This window comes from Nocardia niigatensis NBRC 100131, assembly GCF_000308655.1.
In the GTDB taxonomy this organism is placed as follows: domain Bacteria; phylum Actinomycetota; class Actinomycetes; order Mycobacteriales; family Mycobacteriaceae; genus Nocardia; species Nocardia niigatensis.
This window is the reverse complement of sequence record NZ_BAGC01000044.1, coordinates 119,029-143,524: the sequence shown is the minus strand read 5'-3', so window position 1 is coordinate 143,524 and position 24,496 is coordinate 119,029. Positions and strand designations below refer to the sequence as shown.

The window sequence follows — 24,496 nt, the reverse complement described above, 5'->3', positions numbered from 1 at the left end:
CCTCAGCAACACGCCGAGCAGCAACTATTCGGCTACGTGGAGAGGAGGGGGTGGTGGCGAACGTTTCGGGCGTGGACGCCGCCCTGCTCGGTGTCATCGCGGTGGGCGGCGCGATCGGCGCGGAGGCTCGATACACCGTGAGCCTGTGGGTGCCGCACCGGGGCGCGATTCCATGGCAGACCCTGGCGGTCAACGTGTTCGGCTGTTTCCTCATCGGGGTATTGATGGTGTGTATCACCGAGATCTGGGTGGCGCACCGGCTATTGCGGCCGTTCCTCGGTGTCGGCGTCCTCGGCGGTTTCACCACCATGTCCACCTACGCCGTGGAGGTTCGTACACTGCTCGAATCAGGTCGGGTCGGCGCAGGGCTCGCCTACCTCGGGGGAACGGTGATGACAGGGCTGATTTCGGTCGTGCTCGGCGTGAGTGCGACACGGTGGGTATCGGTAACGGCACGACGATTGGGGGCAGGCGATGAGTACAGAGTCGATGAGTGACGCGGTTCGGCAGTGGGTACCGGCGTCGCGGCTGACAGTGCTGCTGGGCGAGGACGACACGTATCGGCACCGGCCCCGCTATCACGAGATCGTGAAGCGTGCCCGTGATGCCGGATTGGTAGGGGCGAGCGTGTGGCGCGGCGTCGAGGGCTACGGGGTGTCCTCCCATATTCACACCGCCAGGCTGCTCGATCTCGCCGAGCGGCTGCCGGTGCTGGTGATGATCATCGACGACACCGCGCGCCTGCGGGCCTTCGTGGAAAACAATGCGGACCTGCTGGATTCGGTCACCGTGGCGCTCTCGCCCGTCGAAGTCTTCACCGGGGTGCGGCATTGACGGCGCTGCTGGTGATCGTCGGCGCGCTCTTCGGAGCGCCCGTCCGGTATCTGGCGGATCGCGCGTTGGCCCATCGATTCGATAGTGTTCTCCCCCTGGGCACACTGGCGGTGAACATGGGCGGTTCGGCCGTGCTGGGCGCGTTGATCGGTGCGGGAGCAAATCATTGGCTCCTCGCTGCCGTGGGAACGGGTTTCTGCGGTGCGCTGACCACGTTCAGTACGTTCGGGTACGAAACGGTTCGATTGGCCGAGGAGGGCGCGTACAGCTATGCGGTGGCGAACGTCGTGATCGGCGTCGGCGCAAGTCTGGCCGCGGCGTACCTCGGTGCCTTCCTCGGGCAGTGGGTGTGGCCGTGATGCTCATGACCAGTCGCGCACAGGCGATACGGAAGGGAGGTGCGGGCATGGCCCACGATCGAGCCGGACGACCGGCGCGGGCCACGGACCTCGAGGACATCGCGCACCTGGTGACGGCCTACTACAGCCGGATTCCGGATCCGTCGGATCCCGCGCAGCTGGTGTCCTTCGGTACTTCCGGGCATCGCGGGTCGAGCCTGGACTGCGCGTTCAACGAGGCGCACATCCTCGCCATCACCCAGGCCATCGTGGAATACCGTGCCTCACGCGGCATTACCGGGCCGGTGTACCTGGCTCGCGACACGCACGCGCTGTCCGAGCCCGCCTGGACCACCGCGCTCGAGGTGCTCGCCGCCAACGGCGTCACCGCCGTCATCGATTCGCGTGACAGGTACACGCCCACACCGGCTTTGAGTCACGCAGTGCTGCGGCACAATCGGGGCGGGACCCGGCATCAGGCCGACGGCATCGTGGTGACGCCCTCGCACAATCCGCCGCGTGACGGCGGATTCAAATACAACCCGCCGCACGGCGGGCCCGCCGACACCATCGCCACCGACGCCATCGCCGCGCGCGCCAACGAGCTGCTGCGCACGGGACTCGCCGACGTCAGGCGCACCTCACTGGCGCAGGCGCTGGCCGCCAATGTCGAGCGCTACGACTATCTGGACCGCTACATCTCGGACCTACCCAATGTGCTGAATCTGGACGCCATTCGGGGCGCCGGGATTCGGCTGGGCGCGGATCCCATGGGCGGGGCCTCGGTGGACTACTGGGAGGAGATCGGGCAGCGGTACGACCTCGAGCTCGAGGTGGTGAATCCGTTCGTCGATCCGACCTGGCGGTTCATGACGCTGGACTCCGATGGGCGGATCCGAATGGATCCGTCGTCGCGGTACGCCATGGCCTCGCTGGTGGCGATTCGCGACGATTACGACATTTCCACCGGCAATGACGCGGACGCGGACCGGCACGGGATCGTGACTCCCGATGCGGGACTGATGAATCCGAACCACTACCTGGCGGTGGCGATCGAATACCTGATCGCCAACCGGATGGGGTGGGACGCGCTGACCAAGATCGGCAAGACGGTGGTGACGTCTTCCATGATCGACCGGGTGGTCGGCGTGCTGGGCCGCGACGTGTACGAGGTGCCGGTCGGATTCAAATGGTTCGTGCCCGGATTGTTCAGTGGCAGCCTGGCTTTCGGCGGCGAGGAATCCGCGGGCGCCTCGTTCCTGCGCATGGACGGCACCGTGTGGACCACCGACAAGGACGGCATCCTGCTCGCCCTGCTGGCCGCGGAGATCACCGCCGTCACCGGGCAGAGCCCGTCCACCCGCTACGCCGAACTCGAAAAGCGGTACGGCTCACCCGCCTACGCCCGCATCGATGCCACCGCCACCCCGGAACAGAAGACCCGCCTGGCGGCGTTGACGCCGGACATGATCACCGCGACCGAAATCGCCGGCGAGCCCATCGCCGGCATTCAGACCCGCGCCCGCGGCAACGGCGCGGCCCTCGGCGGCCTCAAGGTCACCACCGAGAACGCCTGGTTCGCCGCTCGCCCGTCGGGCACCGAGGACAAATACAAGATCTACGCCGAATCCTTCCAAGGGCCCGAGCACCTCGCCCAGGTCCAGGCCGCCGCCGAGGAGATCGTCGGACACGCGCTGTCCGGTGAGTAGCGCGATCTTCGATCGGGTGTGGCGAATGAATGAATTGGTGTGCGCGTCAGCCGGGTCGGCGTTGCCGATGGGATCGGCGGTGGGGTGCGCCAGTGGCATCGAGACTGACGCGGGCCGTCAGACTCGGTGTGGGCGAAACGTGGTGGCCGGCGCGGCCCGGGGGGTAATGAATCCGGGTTGGCTTCGGCGGGTGGTGCGTTGTGGTGAGTGAGTCCGGGGTGCCGGTGGGTGGACGGCATCGGCTGCCGGTGGAGATCTGGGTGCTGGTGGGGTCGGCGTTCACGATCGCCATCGGGTTCGGGTTGGTGGCGCCGGCGTTGCCGCAGTTCGCGCGGAGTTTCCATGTGGGGGTGGCGGCGGCCTCGTTCATCGTGAGCGCGTTCGCGTTGATGCGGTTGATCTTCGCGCCGCTGGCGGGGCGGCTGTTGCAGCGGCTTGGGGAGCGGCCGGTCTATCTGACCGGGTTGCTGATCGTGGCGGTGTCGACCGGTGCTTGTGCGCTGGCGCAAAGCTATTGGCAGCTGCTGGTGCTGCGGTCGCTCGGCGGCATCGGGTCGACGATGTTCACGGTGTCCTCGCTGGGGCTGGTGATTCGCATGTCGCCGCCCGCCGAACGGGGACGGGTGTCGGGGGTGTACTCGACCAGCTTCCTGATCGGGTCCATCAGTGGGCCGCTGGTCGGCGGTGCGCTGTCTTTCCTGGGGCTGCGCGCGCCGTTCCTCATCTACTGCGTGGCGCTGCTGATCGCCAGCCTCATCGTGTATGTGGCACTGCGGGATTCCCCGCTCGCCCTGCCCGAGAAGGTGAACGGCACGCCGATCATGACCTTCCGCGAGGGGCTGGCCCGGCCCGCCTACCGGGCCGCGCTGTGGGCCAACTTCGGTAATGGCGCAGCCGTCTTCGGTGTGCGCATGGCGCTGGTGCCGCTGATCGTGGTGGAAGTGCTGAAGCAGGACGCCGCCCTCGCGGGCGTGGCGCTGACCGCCTTCGCGCTCGGCAATGCCTCGGTGCTGTTCCTCTCCGGCCGCTGGTCGGACACCCTGGGACGCAAGCCCTTCCTCATCGCGGGCACCCTGGTGTGCGCCGTCGGCACGGCGGGCATCGGCCTGGCCCCCACCCTCGTCTGGCTCCTGGCCGCCTCCTGCGTCGCGGGCATCGGCTCCGGCATGTTCACCCCCGCCCTGCAAGCGGCGGTCGCGGACATCATCGGCCCGGGCACCCGCGGCGGCCCGGTCCTCGCCGGCTACCAGATGTCCGCCGACCTCGGCACCTTCCTCGGCCCCTACGCGATCGGCACCCTCGCCGACCGTCTCTCCTACGGCGCAGCACTCGGAGTGACCGGCGTACTCCTGGCCTCCGCATCGCTGGTATGGCTGGTAGTGCCGGAAACCCTGCACCGCAGGGAAGCCACCCCCTCCGTCGCCTAGCGTTCTGACTTCGGCGGAGCGTGTTGATTTTGGTGGGCGGGGTGGGTGTTGCGGGGGCGGGGGCTTCGGGCAGAGTGTTGCGGGTGAGCAAACCGACTTCGAAGCACACACCGTCGCCGGTCTCGAGCAAGACCACCTATGCGCTGGCTGGTCTGGCCGTTGTCGTGGTTGCGGTGATCGTGGCGGCCCTCTACCTGTGGAATCGTGGCGGCGGGGACGAGGTGCGCAACGACGGATACGGTCCGGTGCACGACCCCGGGGTATCGGTGGCGCTGGACTCCGACGGAGCCATTGTGCTGGGCAAGCCGAACGCGAAAACCATTGACATCTACGAGGATCCGCTGTGCCCCGCGTGCGGTCAGCTGGAGAAGATCTACGGGCAGGAGATCGCCCAGCAGGTCGACCTCGGCAAGATCGCGGTGCGGTACCGCCTGGTGAACTTCCTCGACTCGAAGTCGCGCAGCAAGGACTACTCCACCCGCGCCGTCGCCGCCAACGAGTGCGTCGCCCAGGCCGGTGACGGCCCGATCTACTCGAAGTACCACTCCCTGCTCTTCACCAGCAAGCAGCCCTCCGAAGGCGGCTCCGACCACGACAACAAGGAACTGGCCGCCATCGCCAAGGAGGCGGGCGCCGGCGACGACATCGCCAAGTGCATCACCTCCGGCGACCGCGCCGACACCGGCCGCGCCCACGCCGAAGCAGCCCTGAAGGCCCTCAACGAGGCCCTCAACAACCGCGCCGCCACCCCCGCCGTCTTCATCGACGGCAAGAAGATCGACGTCAACAACAAGAACTGGGTCCTCGACGCCGCAAAATAGCTAAGCGTTGGATCGGTTCTAACCGGGGGTCGGTAGGCGCGAGCACCTATCGGCCCCCTATTCGTGCCAACTTGTGAGCTGGAACAGCCCTTCGGTGAAATTCCCCGTGCCCGGCCGTCCTTGGGTCCTATCGTTAGCCGACTGATTGCCCAATTCGTGGCGGTCAAACCTTCGAAACGATGAACTCCAGGGGGAATTCATGATTCGCAAGATGATCGGGATGCTCGCAGTCGTCGCGTCCATCGTTGTCGGGGCCGGCATCGTGGCCGCCTGCGACCCGTCCAAGCCTGCTCCGGCATCGTCGGCGAACTCGGTCGTTCAACTGACGGCCGCGCCCACCGCCTTCACGCCCAGCGTCCTGAACGATGGTGGGGCATACACGAGTGTGCTTGTGACAGTTACGAACAACCGCACGGACAAGGCGATCAGCGTCAACCCGCTGTATTTCGCGATCACCGACACTGGTGGGAGTAAGCACACGGCCGAACTCGGTGTGGAGGAGAACCAGATCGCCACGGTGGAGCTTCAGCCGGGCGAAAAAGTGACCGGCGCTGTCGCCGCGAAGGGCACCTTCACGCCGAAGACAGTGGTGTTCGACAACATGACCGACAAGGTCCGTGCTGACGTTTCCTGAGACGGAACATCCTGGTGGACAACCGATCACACATCGAGGACCGGCCGGCGCAAACGGGATGTATAGGCGGCCGCCCGGCTCAGGGCGTCGTCGGCGGCGGCGAGTTCGATGAGGGCCTCGTCGAAGACCTCGGCGGCGCCGGCGACGCAGTAGGCCGGGGTGGTGAGGGCGCCGGTGCCCGGGGTGTCGAGGAGGAGGCCGGAGTTGGGGAGGGTGCGGTAGGCGGCGGTCAGGTCTGCGAGGTCGGCTCGGAGGGTTTGTAGCCGGTCCTGCAGCAGTTGGCGCCGCTGCTCCAGCAGGAGCGGATCGCGGAGGTCGGCTTCGGCGTTCTGTTCGTGGTCGTTCATTCGACCAGCATGCAGTGGCGCGTGAGAAGGTGCGGTGATCCGCGCGAACATCTTCGTGGTGCCTTGGGAAACATGTGGTGGTGCGGCGGAGCTCGGAAGTTCTTGTGCACCAGCGCATGTTGAGGGAATGGGTGGGGTGCGGCCCAGCGGGGGAACGGAGAATTGAGCCGCACCCCGGGGAGGGGACCGGGCTGGGTGCCCGGGCCCTGGGTTCGGGGGAGAACTCGACGGTCAGCGGGTAACGGCTCGGGTGGGGGATTCGGGGATGTCGTTGTCGGCGGTGGTGCGGGACAACTGGGGGTGGATGAGGATGTGGTTCTCCATCGGGTATGCCAGGTCGGCGTTGAAAATGCGGCCGGGCGTGGCGGGTTCGGCGTCGGGGACCGCGCGGAGCTGGGGCGGGCGTACCGGGGCGTCGATGTCGGTGTGCGGGAACAGGTAGCGGGCGCCCTCGCGGACCGTCTCGTGGGATTCGCCGCTCGGGTCGATCCAGCGCATGCGGTCGGTGTCCGCGAGATAGACGCGCCAGGGGTGTTTTCCCTTGTCCGCCAAGAGCTTCAGACGGTGGTGATGCGTGCACAGCACAGCGCGATACGCGGTATTCGGCTGGGGCGCGGGGTGGTTGGGCTGCGGGGCGAATTGCACCAGGGACGTTTCCGCGGCGGGCATGGTGCAATTCGGGAAACGGCACAACCCGTCGATGGCGCGGACCTCGCGAGCCGGAGCGCCCGAGAACGGCCGCACCGCTACGACTTTCGCGCGCTTGGACGGCGGCCCGGCGGGTGCGGGAGACGGTTCGGCAATGGACCGCGCGGATGCGGAGGCAGGGATGAGCTGCCCGCGATCCACACCCGGCGCGGGCTCGGATGGGTCTTGTCCCGCACGGCTCCGATTGGCGCCCGCGCGTTCCCAGGGTGCTTCGGGTGCGATGGCCGGCACGTGCTTCCGCCGCGGCCGTGGAGCCTTCGGGGCGCTCGCAGCGATGTGTCCCGCGGTCGTTGGCGATTTGTCCGGGGCGGCCTTGGCCGTTATCGGCGCCTCGCGCGGGGCTGGGTCGGCGGCCGTGGCAGTGCGAGCTACCACTGTGTCGTCCGGCTCCTGAGAACCGGAGGTGGCGTCGTCGGGGAAGTACTCGGGGATGACCTGGAAACGGGCGTGTTCGGCGAGGGTGCGGGCGAGGGCGGCGTCGACGGGGCCGTAGCCGGCGAGGAAGGCCGGGTCGTCGCGCAGGCCGAGGAGGGTTTCGGCGGAGACGCCGACCTGGATGAGGGGGCGGCGTGGGGTGGTGGGGGCATCGGCCTGGGGGCAGTCGAGGCCCTGGGCGCAGCCGCAGCGCAGCCGGCCGGAGCCGTCGGCGAGTGCGATCAGGGCGTCGGATCGGCGTTGCGACATGCTGCGCGGGTCGGCTTCGCAGACCTGGAGGCTCATTTCCCGCAGCCGCATGGCGAGGGCCTGGGCGCCGGCGGCGGGCAGCAGGCCGTCGAAGACGGCCATGCCGTCCTGCACCGCGCGAATGCGGACGTCGCGGTCCTGTTCGCGCTCCTCGCGGCGGCGGGTCTCGCCCTCGGGATCCAGGCGGGTGACCCAGCGCTGTGCGGTCTGACGCAGCCGGGCCGGATCCGAGCGCAGAGCCGCCTCGATCAGCTTGGGCTCCAATACTTCTCGCACTTCGTGCGGCTGCCCGCGCAGGCAGTCCGCGATCACCTGCACCCGGGAAAGGTCGATGCGGCCGGCCGCGAAGGCGTGCTTGGTCTGCGGTAGGGAATCCAGCGCCAACCCGATATCGATGAGGGCCGCCGCCACCGCCTCCGACACGTGCACCGCCACGGCGATTTCCGCCGCGGCGAACTCCCCGGCACGCACCCCGCCCGCCCCCGGCGCGGCATTCGCGGCCCGATGCCGCCGATACACCTCCCGCACCGCTGTGATTTCCGCCGCCTGTGCGAACGCCGCTGCTCCATGTGCCCGCCGCAGCGCGTCGATCAGCTCTTCCTCGCCCATCGCCTCCACCTCTCGGCTATCGAACATGCGTTCGAGACTACATCCAGGAGGTCGTCACCGCCAGCCTGTATCCAGGCGATTTGGTTTGTTCGACACCGGTCGTGTAACTTCGTTCAAGCAAGCAGGGCAACGCCCCGCTAGCACAGAAGTGAACACGGGGCTATGGCGCAGCTGGTAGCGCACCACACTGGCAGTGTGGGGGTCAGGGGTTCGAGTCCCCTTAGCTCCACTCCACGACAGAGTCGCAGGTCATTGACCTGTGGCTCTCTTGTTTTTCGGGCAATGCGCGAACCCGGGAGGTGCCCTACGTAGTACCCTACGTTTATGAAGGCCAAAACGAGCGTGTACCTGGATCCCGAGCAGGCTGCCCGTCTCAAGGAGGCGGCCGAAGCGGCAGGACGATCGGAAGCTGATTTGATCCGCGAGGGGATCGAGCTGGTGTTGTTGCGGTCGCACCGGACCCGCCGTACCCGGCCGTGGCCGTCGTTCGATTCCGGCGATCCCGGGTTTGCCGCCAACAGTGAGGACTTGCTCGGGGAGGCATACGGCGAGTGAGCTTCTTCATCGCCGATACCTCGGCCATCATCGCCGCGTACGACCGTGCCGCGGAACTGCATGAGCGGGCGCGCGAATTCCTCTCCACGTCTGTTGCGGTTGTCTCGCCGCTGGTGCTGGATGAGGTCGATCACCTGCTCGTGGCCCGGTTCGGAAAGGACCGCCGCACAGCCGATCTCGTTCTCGATGACCTGCTCACTTCGGCCGAGGAGGGCGCGGTGCTCATTCCGCATGTGGACCGTGACGACCTCCGAGTCGCCCAGAAGATCATCGAGCAGTATCGCGGCCTCCGCCTTGACCTGGCCGACGCAGTCACGGTCGTGCTCGCCGAGCGCTACCTCACCAATGATGTATTGACGTTGGATGAGAAGGACTTTCGTGCCGTCCGACCCCTGACACCCGTTCATCCGTCGTTCCGGCTCTTGCTCCAGGGCGACTGAACCGCCGACGATCGCGGTCGGGTACCCACCACCCGAATCACGATGACCGGCCCGTCGACCAGCACCGCCCGGTTCGTATGCTGGTCCGTCAGGTCCACAGAACAACAGAGCCGCAGGTCAATGACCTGCGGCTCTGTTGCTTTTCCTGCGATGCGCCAATCCGCAAGTCTGGGCTCCTGCGGCGACGTCGTTCACTCGCGTGGGCGGAGCAGGACCAAGGGGATCTGTCGGGTGGTCCGCTTCTGGTAGGTCTGGTACCCCGGGTACGCCGCGACGACCTGTGGCCACCGCTGGTCGCGTTCCTGCGGGCTGAGCACGCGGGCGGTCATCGGTTGCTTCACGCCATGCTGGAACGACACCTCGACCGCGGGATCGGCACGCAGGTTGTGGAACCAGTCCGGGGAGATATCGTCTCCGCCGCGCGAGGCGACGATCAGATAGCTGTCGTCCTCCACGACGGGGACGGTGAGAATCACGGTGCGCGGCAACCTTGTTCGCCGTCCGGTGGTGGTGAGGGCCAGGGTGGGCATCTTCTTGAATCGGGTGCCGACGCGGCCGCCGCTGAGGTCGAGCAGTTTGCGGTGCGTGGTGGTCACGGTCTTCAGGTACAGATCGGTGACCGCGCGAAAGCGGCGGGTATGCGGCACGGGGTACTCCTCGGTCGGTCGGGATCGTCGGAAGTGATGGTCCGGGTCCGGCTTGTGAACGACCAGTGAAGCGTCAGCGCTCGAGGCGTTCGGCCGCAGCCGCGATCCAGGTCGGGTTGCCACAGCGTTGGGCGACGCGGAGCGCGGCCCGGTAGTGCTCGGTGGCGAGCCCGGCATCCCCGTGCCGGGCCGCCAGGTCACCGAGGACGGTGTCGACCGGACCGACCGAGTAGGAACCGGTGTCCGCGCCACCGAGCCGGTCGCGGAAGGGAAGCAGATCGCGGTAGAGCGTGGCGGCCTCGTCGGCCGTGCCCAGCGTCGCGACCACCATGCCGCGCAGTGAGAGGAACAGCGATCGGAACAGGTTGTCGCGGATCGGCCGGGCCCGTCGCCGGACCCGCGCCGCTTCTGTCCGGTCGCCGGCCGCAAGCAGGGCCAGCACCAGAAAATCCACCATGGCGTCGACGGTCGCGGGGACGGCGCTGTCGGCGAATTCTCTGATCATCTCGACCAGTTCACCGACGCGGCCCTGGTGCAGCCGCACCACGAACAGCGCCATGCCAAGGATTCCGCCCGCGTTGAGAATGCCTGCGCGGGTGAGCATTTCGTTGGCTCGTAGATAGTGCTGCTCGGCTGTGTCGGGATCACCGGTCGTGAGGGCCACCAGCCCGCGTGCCATCGTGTTCGCCACCTGCGCCTGCCGCCACTGGTAACGGTCGGCCAGCACGGTGGCCGCCTCGAGATGCTCGCGGACGGTGGCGATGTCGGCCGTGGATGCGGCGGCCTGGATCGCGACCGTATGCCCGAGGAGCAGGTAATCGCCGCGGTCGGTGCGCCGCCCGACCTCGATCAGCTCGGCCCCGAGCGGGCTGCGGTCCGGCGAGTCGTAGAGCGAGGCCATGGCTTGCAGTGCGGGAGCGAGCAGGGCGTCGTCACCGAGTTCGCGGGCGAGGGCCTGTGCCTGAGCGGCGGCCACCGCCGCGGGTTCGCCTGCCTCGCCGCCGATCTCGTCGACCAGGGTCACCAGCAGCCGGCACCGCTCGGCGGGAGTGAGGCCGGGAGAACGCAGCGCGTCCTCTATCCAACCGACGACCCGGTGCTCGACCACGCCCCACAGTCGATTCATCCACGGGGTGGGTGTCTCCCAGGCGGTGAACGCCCGTACCAGCAGATCGGTCCGGCCGACCTCCTCGGCCAGCGCCGCGGCCCGATGCCGAGCGCTTCGAGCGGCGAGCCCAGCTCCACCGGCGAGATGGCTGCGACCCGCCCGGCACAGCATCACGACCCGTTCCTCGACGGTATCGGCGCCCGCGTGGCGCTCGAGGGCCACGGCCGCGCGTTCGTACCCGGCTGCGGCGACGTCGTGGGCGTAGCGCCGCTCGGCCTGTTCGGCCGCCGCCACGGCGTAGTCGGCGGCCCGGCGTGCCGTCTCCGGGCTCACCGACTCGCCGTAGTGGTGGGCCAGGGCCGCGAGATCGCCCGGATCGATCTCCTCGATCGCGGCGGCGACCCGCCGATGCCATCGGTCGCGGCGGATCCGGGACAGATCGCCGAGCAGTGTATGACGCACCAGCACATGTGTGAAACGCGCTCGGCCGCTGGCGGGTTCGTCCAAGAGCCCAGCCAGCACGCCCGCCTCCACCGCGTCCAGCACCTCGTCCTCGGATACCTCGGCCGCGTGCACCAGCACCGCGACATCGAACTCCCGGCCGATCACCGCGGCCAGGCGCAGCAGCGTCACCCCGGTCTCGGGAAGCCGGGAAAACCTGCGGCGCAATACATCCCGCACGCCCGCCGGAACCTCCGACGCGGCTACCAGCTCGCCCTCGCTCTGCAGCAGCCGTGCGACCTCGACGAGATAGAACGGATTTCCGCCGGTGCGCTCGTGCAGGGTCGCGACCACGGCGGACGCCGGTGTGCTGCCGGTCAGGGCGGTGATCAGGCGACCGCTGTCTTCGACGCCGAGGCCGCGCAGGTGAACCCGGGCGCGGACGGAGGTCGCGAGGACGGCGAGCGTGTCGGCCAACGCCGGCGGCACCTCGTCGGGACGGTAGCCGATCACGACGAGCCCCGGCACCTGGGTTGCCACCGCGGTGAGCAGCGCCGCTGTCTCGGTGTCTCCCCGGTGTACGTCATCGAGCAGGATCGCCAGCGGAGCGTCGGCGGCGACGGCGGTGAGGTATCCGCACACCGCTCGATGCAGCAGGAAGCGGCCGTGGGCGTGGCGGGAGTCCGGTGCGCCGTCGCCGTCGGTGAGCAGCGGCGCCAGGGCGGGCGCGAAGCCTCCGGGATCGTGCTCACGGGCCAGGGCGCGCAGGATCTCGACCCATGGCCAAGCCGACGGAGCGGAGTCGTCCTCCGGGCAGCGGCCGATCACCACCCGGTGCCCCGACGCGCGCAAGGCGGCGTCGAAGTGTCGCAGCAGAGTCGATTTCCCGCTGCCCGCTTCGCCCGCCACCGTCGCCGACCGCGGGCCGGCGCCGGCGGCCGCTTCGCGCAACGCGGCGAGTTCCGCTGTGCGGCCGAATAATTCGGAACCCGGTTCGGCCGGTGGGGCGCTTCCGGTCATGATGGCCGCAGAAAGTGTCTCCTGGAGTGGAATTACCGGCTCGCACAGCGGGATTCGTTGCGCGAGAATGTCCGACTCCAGCCGTGTCAAAGCTGGACCCGGATCGATGCCGAGTTCGGTCGCGAGAACGCCGCGGGCCTGCCGCAGGGCGCTCAGCGCGTCGGCCTGGCGGCCCGCCCGATATCGAGCCAGCGCTGTCAGCCGCCACGCCTCCTCACGGAGCGGGTGCTCCCTGCTCAACACCTCGGCCTCGGCCGCGGCGAGCGTCGGCTCGCCCAGCTCGAGCAGGGCGGCCGCGAGCTTCTCGCGTGCGCCCAGCCGCAATTCCTCCAGCCGCGCCGCTTCCGCGGTCGCCCACGGCTCGGCCGCGAAGGCGGCGTAAGCGGGACCCTGCCAGTGGGCGAGCGCGCGTTCCAGCGTTTGTCGTCGCTCGCACGGATTGCCTTGCCGCCCAGCAGCTTCCAGTTCGGCGACGAAGCGCCACGCATCGACGTCCTCGGCGGCGAAACGCACCGCGTAGCCCGGGGTCCGGCTGATCAGAACGGTGGCGGGCATGCGCGGCGCCCGCTGCGGCTCCAGCAACCGCCGCAGGTTGGAGACGTAGGCCTGCAATGCGCCGAGCGCCCGCGGTGGCGGTTCACCTCGCCACAGGTCATCGATCAGGCGGTCGATCGGCACCACCTCACCCCGCGCGACCAGCAGACGCGCCAGCACGCCGCGTTGCCGAGGGCCGCCGAGATCGAGTTCGCCACGCCCGTCCGCCGCGGTCAGCGCACCGAGTACCCGAATCCGAATCATGACGGGCCAAGTCTAGGACGGGCCCCAGCGCAATGGCTTGCAAGTGGGCTGCAAGTCGGGGGCCACACAGTCGCCTCGGTCCCCGACAGCAACAGGAGCACAGCATGAGCGCTACCGGCACCGCACCCGGCCGCCCCGACACCTACGACATGATCGTCGTGCACAATGCCTTCCGCAGGCACTTCGACGCTCTACCCGGCCTCGTCGCGGCAGTGCCGTCCGGAGACGTCGAGCGCGCCCGCCGCCTGATGGCCTTCCTCGGCGAACTCGGTACCGGCCTGCACCACCACCACACCGGCGAGGACGAGCTCATGTGGCCGATCCTGCTCGAGCGCGCCCCCGCAGACTCGACCCTGGTGCTGCGTATGGAGGAACAGCATGAGCGGATCTCCGACCTCACAGAGCGCGCCCACCGCGAAGGGTCCGAGTTCGCCACCGCCGCAGACTCATTGGTTCGGGACCGGCTCACAGCCACGCTGCGGGCGCTCTCCGACGTCCTCGACGAGCACATGACCGAGGAGGAGCGGCACATCCTGCCCGTGGTCGAGAACGTCATGACCGAGCTCGAGTGGCAGGCTCTCGGCGAACGCGGCCGCGAGCACCTGCCCAGGGACCGTCAGTTGATCTTCCTCGGCTTCATTCTGCAAGGCGTCCCCGACACCGATCGCCGGAAAGTCCTCGCCGAGCTGCCGCTCCCCGCCCGGCTCGCCTGGCGTCTGCTCGGCCGCCGCACCTTCGCCAAGGAATATCGTGAGATCTACCGCGCTGATCCCAGTGGTGACCGCTGACGACAATCGAAGCCCGTGCTGCCCGGTAGCCTCCCCACCGGGCACGAGGCGACAGGCATGCCAGACAGCTCGATTTACGGAGAAGCGGCGAATCGATGAAACGACATGGCGCGCATCACATTTACGCGCCCGGGCGTAGTGCTTGTTTCCAATTTCCGGAGCGCGCGAACGATCGGTGCGGGCCGCCTATACTGACCCCTGTTTGACGCGCGTCCAGGAGGCATGTGGTGGGGGGCGATTGGCTGCTGGGGGTTGCGTTCGGAGTGAATGCGACTGCGGCGGCGAGCCTGGAGCTTTCGGACCGGCGGGTCATGCCGGTGGGGTTGCCCAGTGGGGTGGCCGGGGTTCTGGTGGATCCGAAGGGCGCGAAATCGGTGCTGCGGGCGGTGTTGGATGCCGCGCTGTTCACTCGAAATGGGCCGCCGCCTTCGGGATTGGCGCTGGCGTATCCGGATCAGTGGGTGCCGCAGCAGGTCGGGGTGATCGCGCAGGCGGCGGCGGCCGTTGGGTATTCGGCGAATCTGGTTCGTCTGGTACCGATTTCGGTTGCGGCAGAGCTCAATGCGGTGAGCTATCCGGGGGATAATCCGGCCTCGGCGGCTGCACGTGGAGTACTACTCGCCGCGACCGGTCCGTTCTCTGCCGCTCGGATCGCGAGTGGTCCGTTCTCTGCCGCTCGGATCGCGAGTGGTCCGGCCCCCGCCGCTCGGATCGCGAATCGTCCGGCCCCCGCGAATCATATTCCGCGCCGAGCGGATCCGCCGCGGAGTCCGACGCGCGTCGGCACGACATCAGCATCAGGACGACCGGCCTGGATCTGGGCGGCCGTGCTTGCCGTTGTCCTCGTAATCGCCGGTGGAACAACGACTGCCGTCATCCTGATCACGCGCGGCGACAACACTGCCAGCGCCGCGGCGGACACAACACGATCCACGACGCAGCGCCCGGCCACCTCCTTGCCGGCCACCACCCCGGTCCCCGTGACCGTTGCCGCGAACCCGACCTCGCCACCGGCTCCGCCTCCGCCGGATACCACCACACCCAGCCCCGAGCCGGCGCCGACCACGACGGTGCGAACCACCCCGCCCCCAGCGAAACCCAGTGCCCAAGAGCCGGTCGAACCCAGCTCACCCGAGCCGCCCCCGCCGCCGAAGGACACGCGCGACGCTCTCATTCGCGGGTCCTGTCAAGGTCTTCTCAATCAGGTGGACAAATTCCCGGGCGGCCTTCCGGCGATGCGAGCGCAGGTGGCGCCTCCGTTCTACATGTCCCCGGGCGATTGGGCCGAAGCGTTCGATCGCGCCGCCAGCGGGTCGTGTCAGTAACGCGAAAGGCCCGGTCCATCGGGACCGGGCCTTTTCGGCATTCAGAGGGTGCCGTTTTCGATATCCCGCTTCAATGCCGCCTGGTACGCCTGGTGGGAGGAGACGCCGTTGTCGACGGTGAAGTTGATGAGCAGCGGATTCGCGATGAAGGTGAGGTGCTCGTTCACCGTCGTGGTGCCATTGCCGTTGTCGACGAACGTCACCTTCTGATGGGTGATGACCCCGGGTGAGTCGTAACTGTCGGTCAGGTAGTAGTGGTCGGCCGGGTAGAGACGCTGTTCGGCCTGGGTTTTCGCGGGATAGTCGACCGAGCCCATCGGCACGTTTTCCAGCGCGGTGAAATCTATGGTCTCGGTGACGCCGTCGGTGCAGGTGCGGTGCACGATGATGTCCTGCAGGAACGGGTGCCGGCCGATGTCGTTGCGCAGGTTCGAATACACGGTCCAGACGTGGGAGATCGGCGCGTTGATGGTGATCGGCAGATCGGCGGTCCGCGACGCCGTGCCGGACGACGGACTCTTCTGCGCGGCCTGATACGAAGCCCAGCCGGTTTGCCATCCGGCGGTATAGGAGTTCGGGGTGTCGGTACAGGTCGGTGCGGAATCCGCCTGCGCTACCGGCGAACCCGTCGCGAACGACAGGGCCATTGCGCATCCCACAAGATATTTCACGGGCGGACTGTAACGTGTTCTCGCGCCATTCGCGAGGCGCTCTCGAATTCGAGACCGAACCGTTGAATTGTGATGTCCGCCCGCCTACCAGCAATGCACGGTATCTATGGCGGTCCGGCCGGTCGCCCCTTTGGGGACGAACCGGCCGGGCCCGTCTCAGCTGGGTGCGTCCGGCATTCCCAGCCGCGCGGCCAGCGCGGCGGCCGTGGCGGGGAACCGCTCGAGCAAGCCGGTTACCTCGCGGTTTCCGACCGGTCCGGCCGCCTGCCAGCCGCCCTCGATGCCGAGCAGTCCGGCGAGCGCGTCGCAGGCGGCGGGGTGGGCGGCGAGCAGTTCGGTGACCGGCCCGCCCAGTGCCGCCACCACCGGCATTGTGGCCGTGGTGAATTCGGCCGACCAGGGCGGCACGAACGCGTCCACGGCGGGCAGCGCGCCAGGGAAGGTACGGCCGGCTTCCCGGACCAGACCCGGAATCAGGTCACCCGCCTGATCTTTCAGGGTGGTGATCAGTTTCGGCAGCCACGGCAGCAGCACCGCATCCGGCAGCGTGCCGAAGGCCTTCGACAACACCTCCACCACGAAGGGCTTCAATGCCGGGGCCGGGTCGATGGCCTGCACGAATCCGCTCACGTACTGCGGAACCGTCGGCAGCACCAGCGGATTGGCCAGCATCCCGTCGCACCGCTCGCGCAGGTCGGCCATGGACAGCAGACCGAGCTGGAACCGTGCCGCCCACAGCAGGGCCACCTTGGCCGGCGCCTCCGGATGTGATTGCAGCACCGCCAGTTCCAGCTGGGTGTGGTCGCAACCCAGCGACAGCGCCAGGTTCTCCATCCCGAACAGGAAGCCCAGCATGGCCGCCACCTGTGCCGGTCCGGTCTCCTCGGAAGCGAAGGCGGTGGGCAGCAGGGTGCAGTAGTGCGCGTATCCGGCTGTCACGAATCGTTCGCACCAGGCCGGCAGGCCGGCCTCGGTGGAACGGAAGTAGTTGAGCAGCAAGCGGATCCGCCGCAGCACGATCGGCGCGTCGTCCACCGTCCGTTCGGCGGCGAGGAGCTCGACCGCCCGATTGCCGAGTTCGTCGGCGAGCCGGACCGATCCCAGATAGACCAGCGCGTCCTCGACCGCGCCCAGTGCCACGGCCGCCGTCGCGTCCGGTGCGGTGACCGACCGTCGTAGCCGCTGCTCCAGCACCTGCTCCACCGAGACGCCCTCGTAGCCGAGCTCCACCAGGGATCGCTGGTATTTGCCGAGCCCGATGTCCCAGCTCTCCTGGATCGAGGTCTCACCCAGTCCACGCGAACCCATGATGGGCCGCAACGCGTCCTGCGGCAAGAGCCGCCGCAGCAGCCACAGCAGGTCCGAGCACGGCCGCAGGTCCGGGTTCGCCTTCAGGTCCAGCAGCGCGCGTTGCAGGGTCCGCTTGGACAGATCCAGTCCCAGCGGCGCCAGCCGGTCGAGTGCGTCGCGGGCCAGCGGCGGCAGCGCCGCGTAGCCGACCTGGCCGACGCGGTCGCCGCCGAGCAGGATCTCGCACAGCCGCCGCACATCGCGGCGCCCCGGCACCCGGTCCTTCTCCAGGCAGGTGACGGCCGCGTCCTGGAAGTCGTACGGCGTCGGGCGCGCGCGATTGCGCAGGCCCGCCAGCAGGATCGAGTGCTCGAAGATGGCGATGGCGTCGGCGGTGCTGGCCAGGTAGCCGTTGCGCCGGGCCAGCCGGACGATGTCCACCGACCATTCCAGCAGTTCGGCCTCGTCGAGGGCGTCCAGCACCGGCGGCCGGGACAGGAACCCCGAAAGCTGGTCCGTCACTTCGGCTTCCGGCACTGCCGGAAGCAATGGCTTCTTGGCGCGCTTCTTCGCTCCCTGCTGGCCTTCGAGCTGGAACGACTGCAGCTTGCCGCGCCGCAATCCCTTGGCCCAGGTGGCCGCCGCGATCGACACCGCGCCGCCGGCCAGCCCGAACTGCGCCTCGATGGCGGAGTGGCTGGACGGAATCAGTCCGTAATGCCATGTGGTGGCCGAGCGCGGCGAGATCTCGAACGTCGCCTCCGACTCCAGCCCGAACTGTTCGACCGGGCTGGCCGCATGGGCCGCGCCGCACACGTACATCGCCTGCGCCGGGTCGATCTCGTTGGCGGACAGGTGTTCCCGCATGCGGGTCCACATGTACCGTTCGCGATCCTCGTCCTCGATGGTGCTGCCGCGCCGCAGCCGTCGGAACAGGCTGCCGATCATCACCATGACCTGGCGGTAGGTGTCGTAGTCGGCGTCCGCCAGCGGCTGTTCCACGTACTGGTCCCACCATTCCGACCAGTGCCGGACCTTGCCGTGGTGCAGCAGGTGTTCTTCCAGTTCGGCGAAACGCGGTCGCAGATCACCGATTTCGATGCCGACCGCTTCGCCGTGCAGGCCGTCGTCCTCGGGCTGGTCGTCGTCGGCCGGCGTCGCCGACCGGGCTTCCTGCGGGGCCCACTGGAAGACGTGATCGGTGGACCGATCCACCAGCACCAGTTCGACGCCCGGCGTATCGAGCGCGTAGGCGATGGCCTGGTATTCGGCCGAGGACTCGGTGATCGGCGCGACCACCGACAGCGGCGCCCATTCCGCCGGGAACCCTTCGATATCGGTGGCGAAGGCCTGCAGGGCGACCGGCAGCCGGCAGTTGCGCAGTTCGTCCAGCAGCGGCCGCAGATCTTCGCACAGTTCGAGATAGATGACGCTCGGCTGCTTCTCGCGCAGCCGCCGCACCATGGCCAGACCGGAGGCGGGGGAGTGATGGCAGACCGGGAAGATCTCCAGCCGCTGCGACAGCGCCCGGTCGACATCGTCGACCATGCCCGCCAGGATGTCACCCGCCGCCCCGGGAACACCGGCGAACGCGACGGCCGCGTCCGCCAGCTGATCCCGCAGCGCGGCAAAGGTTTTCGACGCCGGAGTCTGCGCCGCGAGCCCGGTGCCGGAGACGTTCACGAGAGCCTCGCGATCGCCGCCCGGCCGCCCTCCAGGAATTCGCCCCAGGCGGCATTCCCCTTCTTGTCCTTGGTGCGCGGCTCGACCACGCCGTGCAGGTACTTGTTGAGAATGGCCAGGTCCTCGGGCGTGCGCCGGGCCAGGGATCCGACCAGCGAACCGGCGAGAGTCTCGGCGCGCAATTCCTTCTCACCGAAGAACTGGCTGTGCAGGATGGCGTCCTCGAGCACGCCGATCTGCTCCGCGGTGGACAGCGCCGATTCCAGCTTGTCGTCGTCGCTGGTGGCGGCCGCCGCGGCGGCGCGCAGATCGGCGAAGCTCTCCAGCAGGATGTCGAGCAGCGTGGGCGGCAGCTCCAGTTCGAGGGAGTGGCGGCGCAGCAGTTCCGCGGTGCGGAAGCGCACGATCTCCGCCTCGCTCTTCTTGTTGGACACCACCGGGATTCGCACGAAGTTGAAGCGCCGCTTGAGCGCCGACGACAGATCGTTCACACCCCGGTCGCGGCTGTTGGCGGTGGCGATGATGGAGAAGCCCGGCTGCGCGAACACCACATTGTCGTCGTCGAGCTCGGGGATGGAGACGTACTTCTCCGACAGGATGGAGATGAGCGCGTCCTGCACGTCGCTGGTGGAGCGGGTGAGCTCCTCGAAGCGGCCGATCACGCCCTGCTCCATGGCGGTCATGATCGGGGACGGGATCATCGATTCCCTCGACTGGCCTTTGGCGATGACCATGGAGATGTTCCACGAGTACTTGATGTGGTCCTCGGTGGTGCCGGCCGTGCCCTGTACCACCAGCGTGGAATTGCGGCTGATGGCCGCGGCCAGCAGCTCGGCCAGCCAGCTCTTGCCGGTACCGGGATCGCCGATGAGCAGCAGACCCCGGTCCGAGGCCAGGGTGACGATGCTGCGCTCGACGAAGCTGCGGTCGCCGAACCACTTCTGCTCCACCTCGCGGTCGAGTCCGTCGGCGCGTTCGGAGCCGAGAATGAACAGCCGCACCATCTTCGGGCTCAGCCGCCACGCGAACGGCTTGGGGCCGTCGTCGATGGACTCCAGCCAATCCAGTTCCGCGGCGTACTTGACCTCGGCGGGGGCGCGCAAAACGTCGTTCATGGTTGTCTCCTAGTCGAGGAAGTTCTTGAGCTCGTGCACGAGCTTCTGGATGCGTCCGGAAATCACCGGGGTGCCGAGGGCTTTGAAGCGCTCGCGGAACCACGGATTGACGCTCTGATGGCCGGAGCTGTTCACCGAGCCGACCGGGATGAGCTTCACCCCGGAGCGGTGTACCGACTCCATGGCCTCGAACAGCGGTTGGGAGCGGTCGAACTCGTAGAAGTCCGAAATCCACACCAGCACGGTGTTCTTCGGGTCGGTGATCTTGGGCTGGGCCATGGCCATGGCGACCGGGCCGTCGTTGCCGCCACCGAGGTTGGTGCGCAACAGCACCTCGAACGGGTCGTGCACCCACGGGGTGAGATCCAGGGCGCGGGTGTCGTAGGCGATGAGATGCACATCCACCTTGGGCAGGCCCGCGAAGATCGACGCCAGAATGGTGCAGTTCACCATGGAGTCGACCATGGAACCGGACTGGTCCACCACCACGATCATGCGGGCGGGGACGGTGCGCTTGGCGGTCTGCCGGTAATAGAGCCGGTCGACGTAGAGGCGCTCGTCCTGAGGGTTCCAGTTGGGCAGGTTCTTCCAGATGGTCCGGTCCACATCCAGATTGCGCAGGATGCGCTTGGGCGGGACCGAGCGGTCGATGGTGCCGACGCTGGTCTGTTGCACCTGGGTGCGCAGGACCTCGGCGACCTCGTCGATGTAACGGCGGATGAGGCGCTTGGCATTGGCCAGGGCCACACCGGACAGATTGTGCTTGTCGCGCAACAACTGTTCGATGAGCGACATGCTCGGGGTGAGCTGGGCGGCCAGGTGCGGATCGGCCAGCACCTCGCGCAGCCGCATGCGGGACACCAGTTCGCCTTCGAGACCGGTGAGCACGCCTTGCACGGCGCCTGCCTGCTCCTCACCGAGACAGCGGCGCAGCCAGTTGGCATCGGATTGCCAGCCCGCCAGCTGGGTCGCGCTGACCTGGCCGGAGCCGGTGGCGAAGACGTTCAGCAGCAGCTTGGAAACCAATGCGGCGGTGCGGACATCGGCCGCGCCGATGGGCCGGGGCGACGCGTCGGCCTCGTTCTCGGTGTCGTCGGGCGTGGAGGCGCCCAGCTCGGTCGCGGAGTCACCGGGCGCGGTAGTGGAATCCTCGGCTTCGGAGAAGTCGAGGGTTTCGAACTCGTCCTTCATCTCCGGATAGCGTTGCACCACATTGTCGATGGAGATGCCCGGATCGAGCACGGCCAGCGGCAGTCCCAGATCACCGACGATGCCCGCGCTCGCCTGTTCCAGGGTCGGCTGCTGATCGCCGGCGAAGACACCGGCCAGGAGACGCCAGTACAGGATCTGGCGTCGGGTCTCGTGATTCGTCATTTGCGCAGCAACCGTCCCGCGCGTTCCCGCAGTACCGCCACCGCGTCGCCCGACTTGGCCTGTGCCTTGGCGACTTTCGGATCGGTGGGACCGAGCGCCCAGTCGCCGTTGTGGAAGGCGGTGAGCACGCTCTTGACCTTGCGCTGCACGGCCAACGGCCGCACCGACCAGCCACCGGCCTCCCAGCGCAGCAGCCCGATCATGCTGCTGGAACCGGTCACTCCGGTCGCGGTGAGCGGACCGGACGACGGCAGCGCGTCCAGCTCGACCCGAATCCGCTGATCGCCCAATTCCAGTGCGCCCTCGCGGAACCGGTACCCCTCGAGCACAACCGGTTCGGCGATGTGCACCGGATCGCGATCCAGCGGCGCGACGGCCGGAGCCTGCGCCTGCGGCAGTTGCACAGTGGCGGTGAAGAATGGATCGGCGGCCTCCCCAGCCTTCGCCCGATCGTCATCCCACAGCAGGTCACCGGTCGCCATCAGCGGCATATCGGTGAGTTCCAGCGCGCGGTGCTCGGCCAGCGCGGTGAGCAACTGGTGATGCGTGCCCAGGAGCTGCCACACCGCCGGTCCGACAATGGTGTCCACCTTGGCCGCCGCCACCGACACTCGCACCAGGCGGACAGGCGCCCCCGCGACCTCCAGCACGCCGTGCACCTGCGCCTGCACGGCGGTCCCGTGCTCGTGCAAGTCCACGCCCAGCGGCAAAAAGCGACCCGAAATCGATTCCATCGCAGGTGATTCCGCGCCACGCCAGGACAGCAGCAGGGCACGTGCCCACAGGTCGGCCCAGCGCCGCGCGGGCACCCGATCCATGGTGGCGATCGGCGCGGAGGCGCTCAGTTCGGCGGTGAAGCCGTCCAGCAGGATCGCCAGCCGTCGCAGCGTGGGTTCGGCCAGCAGCGACTCCACGGTTTGATCCGCGGCCGCCACCAGGTCGTGGTCCACACCGCGCCATCCGGCGATGGCCAATTCGCCCAGCCAAGCCCGGGAACCCGCCGCGAGCGGGCTCGGAGCGGCGGCGTCCGCCGTAGTCGTCCACTCGGATCGATTGCGGCCCAGGGCTGTATCGGCCTGATCGACCAACGCGTCGTGCACCGCGCCCAGCAGCGCGGCCCGTGCGGCGGCCAGGGCCGACAGTTCGTCGGTGCCGATCGCACCGGTGCTCACCTTCGACACCGCCGCCGAGACCGCCTCGGCCAGTGGCGAACCCGCCACGGCTCCGGCCAACGCCGTCAGCGCCACGCTCTGCGGTTCGGATACTCGGGCGAAGCCGTTGACCAGCGCGGTGTCGAAGCCGCTCACCGCATCCAGGGCCGCCTCGACGCCGGCCGGCGCATCCGCCAGCGCGGCCAGTTGTACTGCCTGCATCAGCGACCCACCCCCGCCGGAAACCAGTGCAGCTCGGGGATCGGTGTCGCGCTACCCGGCAGCTCCAGGTAGGTCAGATGCCGCAGGAACCGGCTGAAGACGGCCGCAGCCGGAGCAGGATCGCGAGTTCCCTTGAGAAAGACGGCAAGTCGGCCGCCCTCCGGCACCTCGACCCGCAGAAACCGCGCCACCCGATCCTGCCCGTACTGCAGCACCGCCTCATCGATGAGCGCGTCCAGATGCTTGCAACCCCACCCTTGATTCAACCCGCCACACGGCCGATTGTTATTGGTGCTGCAACTCAATCCGTGCGTCCCCGCGGTCACCGAAGCCACATATACCCGTGAAATATCGGAGCCACTCGACACCACCCCCTGCAACCGGCCGTCGGCCAGCTCCACAAAGGGCACCTTGTTCAATTTCCGCGGTGCGACAGCAGGCAAAACCCGCACCACAGAAGCGCTTTCCCAAGCCGGTTCATCCGGCATGGCACTCGGATTCGAGACCATCGTTCTCCCTCCCGGTCGATCACGATGTAGCCAAGGTATGTGACGCCACCGACAAGTCCCGACCCGACCAAGAAACTGCTGGTGAAAGCTACTTTTGCGGCGACTGTCCAAGCCCGTCCGAGGGTCATGGCGGCCCCATGGACCGAACCCCGCCGAGAACCAGTCGGTCGTATTACTGCTCTCTGCAACGTGATTGACGCCAACGCCCGATCGGAGAAATATCCGATACTGCTCGGTGTGACCGGGGCCGAGGCCGATGCGGTCAATTCGACTCCGGTCGTGAGATGCAATTGAATTCGCCATGTGTCGCCTGATAACCTCGTCAACCGGTCGCCCGGATTCGCCGTCATGAGCCGTTTCGGTGCCGTCGAAGATGGTGTCCAAGAACCCGACCGGTCCGGCGCTGGTGCTCGCCCCTGGTGAGTGGGATGCCTTGGCTGCCCGGATCGGTGAGGGTGCGTTCGATTTGCCTGGCTGATCGGCACCTGGCGAGCTGGGGCAATTCGTCGGCGAAACCTGGGTGTGGCGGAATGCGGGTGGACCGGATCAGCGGAAGGCGATACGCTCGGGCGGGTGACGACTCCTTCCGATCAAAGATTGGGGGTCCCGTTCGTGCCAGGTGAGTGCTGATGCGCACTTCGAGTACGAATAGGGATGATTCCCGCCTTTCCCTCTGGCTGCGCGTGCGTGAGTTCGCTGTGCCGCCGTCCATGATCGAGACCGCTACCGCCCGCCGTGAAGTCGGGGACTGGGCCGGCGCTTGTGCCGCAGCGGGTTTCGATGTCGATATCGATTTGCGGTCGCTGACGCGGCGCTACGGCCGGGGACTTGCCGCCCGGGTGCGAGCTGATCTTCGTCATCTGGCACCGGATCTCCTGCGCTGGCACATGCCTCGGATTGCTCCCGACGGCCTGCTGCGGCCTGGGTTGACCATGGCCTTGGCCGGGTACCGTACTGCTGATTGCGGAAGTCATTGCGGTAGTGCGGATTCCGTGTATCTCGTCGTCCGGACCGCGCCTGCTTGGGCGGATGCCGGGCAACGAATCAGCCTCGCGTTATGGGACGGGTCGATATCCGGGCCTGGTGCCGATCTGCACCCGCATCCCCGCCCCGACCGGCGGTTCCGGCTCGATCTACACCGTCATCTGTGGGACGCGAGTCGCAGTGATGAGCTGTGGATACGTTCGGGCGCAGCGCAATTCGACAATGCGGTGTCCGATCCCACGTGGTCCGAGCTGGTGCCGCACG

20 protein-coding genes and 1 tRNA gene are annotated in these 24,496 nt (G+C 67.9%); 11 read left to right on the top strand and 10 right to left on the bottom strand.

Annotation, left to right across the window (positions count from 1 at the left end):
* The first annotated feature begins 71 nt into the window (after window positions 1-71).
* The 7 genes from crcB (ON33_RS21425) (at window position 72) to ON33_RS21395 (ending at window position 5,763) form a co-directional block, all read left to right on the top strand.
* Entirely contained in the window at window positions 72-497 is a 426-nt protein-coding gene (crcB, locus tag ON33_RS21425) for a fluoride efflux transporter CrcB (RefSeq protein WP_245550645.1), read from the top strand.
* Entirely contained in the window at window positions 490-834 is a 345-nt protein-coding gene (locus ON33_RS21420) for a DUF190 domain-containing protein (RefSeq protein ID WP_040860785.1), read from the top strand. Before crcB (ON33_RS21425) ends, ON33_RS21420 begins: the two co-directional genes overlap by 8 nt.
* Window positions 831-1,193, top strand: coding sequence for a fluoride efflux transporter CrcB (gene crcB / locus ON33_RS21415; protein WP_040860784.1), 363 nt, complete (start codon window positions 831-833; stop codon window positions 1,191-1,193). The genes ON33_RS21420 and crcB (ON33_RS21415) overlap by 4 nt, the downstream gene beginning before the upstream one ends.
* A 47-nt stretch (window positions 1,194-1,240) precedes the next feature.
* Window positions 1,241-2,881: a phosphoglucomutase (alpha-D-glucose-1,6-bisphosphate-dependent) gene (gene pgm, locus ON33_RS21410; protein WP_040860950.1), complete on the top strand. Its 1,641-nt coding sequence runs from the start codon at window positions 1,241-1,243 to the stop codon at window positions 2,879-2,881.
* 203 nt (window positions 2,882-3,084) lie between these two features.
* Window positions 3,085-4,308 carry an MFS transporter gene (locus ON33_RS21405; protein WP_245550644.1) on the top strand — a complete coding sequence of 408 codons (1,224 nt, stop codon included), beginning with the start codon at window positions 3,085-3,087 and terminating at the stop codon, window positions 4,306-4,308.
* A gap of 83 nt (window positions 4,309-4,391) precedes the next feature.
* Window positions 4,392-5,129: a DsbA family protein gene (locus ON33_RS21400; RefSeq protein WP_040860783.1), complete on the top strand. Its 738-nt coding sequence runs from the start codon at window positions 4,392-4,394 to the stop codon at window positions 5,127-5,129.
* 199 nt (window positions 5,130-5,328) lie between these two features.
* Window positions 5,329-5,763, top strand: a complete 435-nt coding sequence (locus tag ON33_RS21395; RefSeq protein ID WP_051152593.1) for a DUF4352 domain-containing protein — start codon at window positions 5,329-5,331, stop codon at window positions 5,761-5,763.
* A gap of 26 nt (window positions 5,764-5,789) precedes the next feature.
* On the opposite strand, the gene ON33_RS21390 is transcribed toward ON33_RS21395, so the two are convergent.
* Both ON33_RS21390 and ON33_RS21385 read right to left on the bottom strand, forming a co-directional pair.
* Window positions 5,790-6,110 carry a hypothetical protein gene (locus tag ON33_RS21390; RefSeq protein WP_040860782.1) on the bottom strand — a complete coding sequence of 107 codons (321 nt, stop codon included), beginning with the start codon at window positions 6,108-6,110 and terminating at the stop codon, window positions 5,790-5,792.
* A 231-nt stretch (window positions 6,111-6,341) separates the two neighbouring features.
* Window positions 6,342-8,138 carry a DUF222 domain-containing protein gene (locus ON33_RS21385; protein ID WP_083869167.1) on the bottom strand — a complete coding sequence of 599 codons (1,797 nt, stop codon included), beginning with the start codon at window positions 8,136-8,138 and terminating at the stop codon, window positions 6,342-6,344.
* A 129-nt stretch (window positions 8,139-8,267) separates the two neighbouring features.
* Between ON33_RS21385 and ON33_RS21380 the strand changes: the two genes are divergently transcribed.
* The 3 genes from ON33_RS21380 (at window position 8,268) to ON33_RS21370 (ending at window position 9,106) form a co-directional block, all read left to right on the top strand.
* Window positions 8,268-8,340, top strand: a tRNA-Ala gene (locus ON33_RS21380).
* Between the two features lie 95 nt (window positions 8,341-8,435).
* On the top strand, window positions 8,436-8,666 hold the full coding sequence (locus ON33_RS21375) for a ribbon-helix-helix domain-containing protein (protein ID WP_040860780.1): 231 nt from the start codon (window positions 8,436-8,438) through the stop codon (window positions 8,664-8,666).
* Window positions 8,663-9,106, top strand: a complete 444-nt coding sequence (locus ON33_RS21370) for a type II toxin-antitoxin system VapC family toxin (RefSeq protein WP_051152592.1) — start codon at window positions 8,663-8,665, stop codon at window positions 9,104-9,106. Before ON33_RS21375 ends, ON33_RS21370 begins: the two co-directional genes overlap by 4 nt.
* 191 nt (window positions 9,107-9,297) lie before the next feature.
* Here the strand turns inward: ON33_RS21370 and ON33_RS21365 are convergent, their stop codons facing one another.
* Both ON33_RS21365 and ON33_RS21360 read right to left on the bottom strand, forming a co-directional pair.
* Window positions 9,298-9,753 carry a nitroreductase family deazaflavin-dependent oxidoreductase gene (locus ON33_RS21365; protein ID WP_040860779.1) on the bottom strand — a complete coding sequence of 152 codons (456 nt, stop codon included), beginning with the start codon at window positions 9,751-9,753 and terminating at the stop codon, window positions 9,298-9,300.
* A 73-nt stretch (window positions 9,754-9,826) separates the two neighbouring features.
* Window positions 9,827-13,120, bottom strand: a complete 3,294-nt coding sequence (locus tag ON33_RS21360) for an ATP-binding protein (protein ID WP_040860778.1) — start codon at window positions 13,118-13,120, stop codon at window positions 9,827-9,829.
* Between the two features lie 104 nt (window positions 13,121-13,224).
* Between ON33_RS21360 and ON33_RS21355 the strand changes: the two genes are divergently transcribed.
* Window positions 13,225-13,908, top strand: coding sequence for a hemerythrin domain-containing protein (locus ON33_RS21355; protein WP_040860777.1), 684 nt, complete (start codon window positions 13,225-13,227; stop codon window positions 13,906-13,908).
* A 1,366-nt stretch (window positions 13,909-15,274) separates the two neighbouring features.
* Here ON33_RS21355 and ON33_RS21345 read toward each other — a convergent pair.
* The 6 genes from ON33_RS21345 to ON33_RS21320 all read right to left on the bottom strand — a co-directional run bounded on the left by ON33_RS21345 (window position 15,275) and on the right by ON33_RS21320 (window position 23,248).
* The gene (locus tag ON33_RS21345; protein WP_157184654.1) at window positions 15,275-15,904 is read right to left on the bottom strand and encodes a hypothetical protein; all 630 of its coding nucleotides are present in this window, start codon (window positions 15,902-15,904) and stop codon (window positions 15,275-15,277) included.
* Window positions 15,905-16,060: 156 nt separating this feature from the next.
* Window positions 16,061-18,877, bottom strand: a complete 2,817-nt coding sequence (locus ON33_RS21340; protein WP_040860775.1) for a DUF5682 family protein — start codon at window positions 18,875-18,877, stop codon at window positions 16,061-16,063.
* A complete protein-coding gene (locus tag ON33_RS21335) occupies window positions 18,874-19,992 on the bottom strand; it encodes an ATP-binding protein (RefSeq protein ID WP_040860774.1) in 1,119 nt (372 codons plus the stop codon). The genes ON33_RS21340 and ON33_RS21335 overlap by 4 nt, the downstream gene beginning before the upstream one ends.
* 9 nt (window positions 19,993-20,001) lie before the next feature.
* Window positions 20,002-21,366 carry a vWA domain-containing protein gene (locus ON33_RS21330; protein ID WP_040860773.1) on the bottom strand — a complete coding sequence of 455 codons (1,365 nt, stop codon included), beginning with the start codon at window positions 21,364-21,366 and terminating at the stop codon, window positions 20,002-20,004.
* Window positions 21,363-22,739: a hypothetical protein gene (locus ON33_RS21325; RefSeq protein WP_040860772.1), complete on the bottom strand. Its 1,377-nt coding sequence runs from the start codon at window positions 22,737-22,739 to the stop codon at window positions 21,363-21,365. Before ON33_RS21325 ends, ON33_RS21330 begins: the two co-directional genes overlap by 4 nt.
* The gene (locus ON33_RS21320) at window positions 22,739-23,248 is read right to left on the bottom strand and encodes a hypothetical protein (protein WP_083869165.1); all 510 of its coding nucleotides are present in this window, start codon (window positions 23,246-23,248) and stop codon (window positions 22,739-22,741) included. Before ON33_RS21320 ends, ON33_RS21325 begins: the two co-directional genes overlap by 1 nt.
* Between the last annotated feature and the right edge of the window lie 1,248 nt (window positions 23,249-24,496).